This is a genomic window from Psychrobacter sp. H7-1, assembly GCF_904846585.1.
Taxonomy (GTDB): Bacteria; Pseudomonadota; Gammaproteobacteria; order Pseudomonadales; family Moraxellaceae; genus Psychrobacter; species Psychrobacter raelei.
Genome location: NZ_CAJHBH010000072.1, coordinates 1 through 5,461 on the forward strand (window position 1 = coordinate 1; position 5,461 = coordinate 5,461).

A 5,461-nucleotide genomic window follows, 5' to 3' on the forward strand; every position below is an offset into this window, starting at 1 on the left:
AAAAATTATCATTCTTTATTAGTAGAAAAACTCGAAGTTAATTCATTATATGAAACATACGGAAAAGCAATTTGCTAGTATTGAATGAGCCAAGTTTAGAAGCTTCTTTAAAGAGCTTCATAGCAAGATTAAACTGAAGAGTTTGATCATGGCTCAGATTGAACGCTGGCGGCAGGCTTAACACATGCAAGTCGAGCGGTAACAGGAGAAGCTTGCTTCTTGCTGACGAGCGGCGGACGGGTGAGTAATACTTAGGAATCTGCCCAGTAGTGGGGGATAGCTCGGGGAAACTCGAATTAATACCGCATACACCCTACGGGGAAAAGGGGGCGCTTGCGCTCTCGCTATTGGATGAGCCTAAGTCGGATTAGCTAGTTGGTGGGGTAAAGGCCTACCAAGGCGACGATCTGTAGCTGGTCTGAGAGGATGATCAGCCACACCGGGACTGAGACACGGCCCGGACTCCTACGGGAGGCAGCAGTGGGGAATATTGGACAATGGGGGGAACCCTGATCCAGCCATGCCGCGTGTGTGAAGAAGGCCTTTTGGTTGTAAAGCACTTTAAGCAGTGAAGAAGACTCTATGGTTAATACCCATAGACGATGACATTAGCTGCAGAATAAGCACCGGCTAACTCTGTGCCAGCAGCCGCGGTAATACAGAGGGTGCAAGCGTTAATCGGAATTACTGGGCGTAAAGCGAGCGTAGGTGGCTTAATAAGTCAGATGTGAAATCCCCGGGCTTAACCTGGGAACTGCATCTGATACTGTTAGGCTAGAGTAGGTGAGAGGGAGGTAGAATTTCAGGTGTAGCGGTGAAATGCGTAGAGATCTGAAGGAATACCGATGGCGAAGGCAGCCTCCTGGCATCATACTGACACTGAGGTTCGAAAGCGTGGGTAGCAAACAGGATTAGATACCCTGGTAGTCCACGCCGTAAACGATGTCTACTAGTCGTTGGGGAACTTGATTCCTTAGTGACGCAGCTAACGCAATAAGTAGACCGCCTGGGGAGTACGGCCGCAAGGTTAAAACTCAAATGAATTGACGGGGGCCCGCACAAGCGGTGGAGCATGTGGTTTAATTCGATGCAACGCGAAGAACCTTACCTGGTCTTGACATATCTAGAATCCTGCAGAGATGCGGGAGTGCCTTCGGGAATTAGAATACAGGTGCTGCATGGCTGTCGTCAGCTCGTGTCGTGAGATGTTGGGTTAAGTCCCGCAACGAGCGCAACCCTTTTCCTTAGTTACCAGCGGTTCGGCCGGGGACTCTAAGGATACTGCCAGTGACAAACTGGAGGAAGGCGGGGACGACGTCAAGTCATCATGGCCCTTACGACCAGGGCTACACACGTGCTACAATGGTAGGTACAGAGGGCTGCTACACAGCGATGTGATGCGAATCTCAAAAAGCCTATCGTAGTCCAGATTGGAGTCTGCAACTCGACTCCATGAAGTCGGAATCGCTAGTAATCGCGGATCAGAATGCCGCGGTGAATACGTTCCCGGGCCTTGTACACACCGCCCGTCACACCATGGGAGTTGATTGCACCAGAAGTGGGTAGCCTAACTTTTAGAGGGCGCTCACCACGGTGTGGTCGATGACTGGGGTGAAGTCGTAACAAGGTAGCCGTAGGGGAACCTGCGGCTGGATCACCTCCTTATTGACGCATCCGGTCAGCAAGAATTCACAACAAGTTGTTCTTTGATTTAGCAAGCTCTTAAGGGTCTGTAGCTCAGCTGGTTAGAGCACCGTGTTGATAACGCGGGGGTCATAAGTTCAAGTCTTATCAGACCCACCATCTTCACTGGTGAAGAGATCAGAAAATTCCCTTTAAGGAATTTTCTCTTGCGAAGCTAAAAAAGCAGTGCTTTTTTATACGCTTCTCAGGGGCCATAGCTCAGTTGGTAGAGCGCCTGCCTTGCACGCAGGAGGTCAGGAGTTCGACTCTCCTTGGCTCCACCATATTGGAAGCAGATTTAAGAGTGATAAAGACATAAGCCAGAATTAAGCAATTGATAAAACGATTACTTACTTCTGTTTTATACAGAAACTATATGACGACTGGATGACAGCGTTATTACTATTTAAAAACATAGATATGAGTTGTAATACGGTTAGATGATGAATCATTCACTGAGCCATTGTCTAACCAGTAACCAACCTTTTAATGACATCAGTTGTTATCCCAAGGGGTTGGTTACAAAGTAAAGAGAACTGAATCAAGCGTAAATTATCAAGGTGATATCGTTATAATTACAGACTAAAGACCCTTTGGGGTTGTATGGTCAAGTAATTAAGCGCACATGGTGGATGCCTTGGCAGTCAGAGGCGATGAAAGACGTGACAGCCTGCGATAAGCTTCGGGGAGGCGGCAATATCCTGTGATCCGGAGATTTCTGAATGGGGAAACCCACTTAGCGTAAGCTAGGTATCCTAATTTATTAGGAAGCGAACGAGGGGAAGTGAAACATCTCAGTACCCTTAGGAAAAGACATCAATAGAGATTCCCCCAGTAGCGGCGAGCGAACGGGGAGGAGCCGACGGATTTATATGTAGAAGAACAGTGTGGGAAAACTGGCCATAGTGGGTGATAGCCCCGTATTCGAAACATATAATGAAGCATATTAAGTAGTGCGGGACACGAGAAATCCTGTATGAAGATGGGGGGACCATCCTCCAAGGCTAAATACTCCTGACTGACCGATAGTGAACCAGTACCGTGAGGGAAAGGCGAAAAGAACCCCTGTGAGGGGAGTGAAATAGAACCTGAAACCGTGTGCGTACAAGCAGTGGGAGCCCACTTGTTGGGTGACCGCGTACCTTTTGTATAATGGGTCAGCGACTTATATTCTGTAGCAAGGTTAACCGTTAGGGGAGCCGTAGGGAAACCGAGTCTTAATAGGGCGTATAGTTGCAGGGTATAGACCCGAAACCGAGTGATCTATCCATGAGCAGGTTGAAAGTGCCGTAACAGGCACCGGAGGACCGAACCCACTGTCGTTGAAAAGCCAGGGGATGACTTGTGGATAGGGGTGAAAGGCTAATCAAACTCGGTGATAGCTGGTTCTCCCCGAAAGCTATTTAGGTAGCGCCTCGGACGAATACCATTGGGGGTAGAGCACTGTTTCGGCTAGGGGGTCATACCGACTTACCAAACCGATGCAAACTCCGAATACCGATGAGTAATATCCGGGAGACACACGGCGGGTGCTAACGTCCGTCGTGGAGAGGGAAACAACCCAGACCGCCAGCTAAGGCCCCAAATTTCTAGTTAAGTGGGAAACGAAGTGGGAAGGCATAGACAGCTAGGAGGTTGGCTTAGAAGCAGCCATCCTTTAAAGAAAGCGTAATAGCTCACTAGTCGAGTCGGCCCGCGCGGAAGATGTAACGGGGCTCAAACTAGGAGCCGAAGCTGCGGATTTGAAAATTGTTTCAAGTGGTAGGGGAGCGTTGTGTAAGCCTGTGAAGGTGTATCGTAAGGTATGCTGGAGGTATCACAAGAGCGAATGCTGACGTGAGTAACGATAATGCGAGTGAAAAGCTCGCACGCCGGAAGATCAAGGGTTCCAGTCCAACGTTAATCGGGGCTGGGTGAGTCGACCCCTAAGGCGAGGCCGAAAGGCGTAGTCGATGGGAAATCGGTTAATATTCCGATACTTGTTTATGATGTGATGGAGGGACGGAGAAGGTTATGCCAGCCTGGCGATGGTTGTCCAGGTGGAAGGATGTAGGTAGACGGCTTAGGCAAATCCGGGCTGTTAATACTGAGATCTGATAGCAAGCTATACTTGTATAGCGAAGTGGCAAATACCATGCTTCCAGGAAAAGCTTCTAAACTATAGTCATAAACGAATCGTACCCTAAACCGACACAGGTGATCAGGTAGAGAATACCAAGGCGCTTGAGAGAACTCTGCTGAAGGAACTAGGCAAAATGGTACCGTAACTTCGGGAGAAGGTACGCTGTCGATGGTGAAACCCTTGCGGTGTAAGCTATTGACAGTCGCAGATACCAGGCTGCTGCAACTGTTTATTAAAAACACAGCACTCTGCAAACACGAAAGTGGACGTATAGGGTGTGATGCCTGCCCGGTGCTGGAAGGTTAATTGATGGGCTTAGCGTATGCGAAGGTCTTGATCGAAGCCCCAGTAAACGGCGGCCGTAACTATAACGGTCCTAAGGTAGCGAAATTCCTTGTCGGGTAAGTTCCGACCTGCACGAATGGCATAATGATGGCAGCGCTGTCTCCAGCAGAGACTCAGTGAAATCGAAATCGCAGTGAAGATGCTGTGTACCCGCGGCTAGACGGAAAGACCCCGTGAACCTTTACTACAGCTTTACATTGAACTTTGACCTGACTTGTGCAGGATAGGTGGGAGGCTTTGAAGCAGATACGCCAGTATCTGTGGAGCCATCCTTGAAATACCACCCTGGTCATGTTGGGGTTCTAACTCAGGTATAACAATACCGAGGACAATGTATGGTGGGTAGTTTGACTGGGGCGGTCTCCTCCTAAAGAGTAACGGAGGAGTACGAAGGTGCGCTCAGAACGGTCGGAAATCGTTCATAGAGTATAAAGGCAAAAGCGCGCTTAACTGCGAGACCCACAAGTCGAGCAGGTACGAAAGTAGGTCTTAGTGATCCGGTGGTTCTGTATGGAAGGGCCATCGCTCAACGGATAAAAGGTACTCTGGGGATAACAGGCTGATACCGCCCAAGAGTTCATATCGACGGCGGTGTTTGGCACCTCGATGTCGGCTCATCTCATCCTAGGGCTGAAGCAGGTCCTAAGGGTATGGCTGTTCGCCATTTAAAGAGGTACGCGAGCTGGGTTTAGAACGTCGTGAGACAGTTCGGTCCCTATCTACCGTGGGCGTTGGAAATTTGAGAGGATCTGCTCCTAGTACGAGAGGACCAGAGTGGACGAACCGCTGGTGTTCGGGTTGTCATGCCAATGGCATTGCCCGGTAGCTACGTTCGGATTGGATAACCGCTGAAAGCATCTAAGCGGGAAGCCAACCTCAAGATTAGATTTCCCTTAAGAGCCGTTCAAGACTAGGACGTTGATAGGCAGGGTGTGGAAGCGCAGTGATGCGTGTAGCTAACCTGTACTAATTGCTCGTTTGGCTTGACCATACAACACCCAAGTGGTTTTGTATAAGCTATAATTATTTCGATATCATCCTGATAATCATTTATAAATAATCACTTATTAACAGTGACTTGATTCAGGTTCTTGATATAATAGTCAAAATAAAGTTAAGCTCACCCTTAACTAACTCATATCTATACCCCCTTTGCTGACGACAATAGCACGATGGAACCACCTGATCCCTTCTCGAACTCAGAAGTGAAACATCGTCGCGCCAATGGTAGTGTGGTTCGCCCATGTGAGAGTAGGTCATCGTCAGCTCCCTATACCTAAAAGCCCCCATTCATCCGAATGGGGGCTTTTT

2 tRNA genes and 3 rRNA genes are annotated in these 5,461 nt (G+C 48.8%); all 5 read left to right on the forward strand.

Annotation, left to right across the window (positions count from 1 at the left end):
* Nucleotides 1–130: 130 nt before the first annotated feature.
* Nucleotides 131–1,665, forward strand: a 16S ribosomal RNA gene (locus JMX92_RS12950).
* Nucleotides 1,666–1,726: 61 nt separating this feature from the next.
* Nucleotides 1,727–1,803, forward strand: a tRNA-Ile gene (locus JMX92_RS12955).
* A gap of 88 nt (nt 1,804–1,891) precedes the next feature.
* Nucleotides 1,892–1,967 (forward strand) — tRNA-Ala (locus JMX92_RS12960).
* 321 nt (nt 1,968–2,288) lie between these two features.
* Nucleotides 2,289–5,141 (forward strand): 23S ribosomal RNA (locus JMX92_RS12965).
* Between the two features lie 163 nt (nt 5,142–5,304).
* A 5S ribosomal RNA gene (gene rrf / locus JMX92_RS12970) occupies nt 5,305–5,418 on the forward strand.
* Together the 16S, 23S and 5S rRNA genes with 2 tRNA genes alongside form the textbook arrangement of a ribosomal RNA operon.
* The last annotated feature ends 43 nt before the right edge of the window (nt 5,419–5,461 follow it).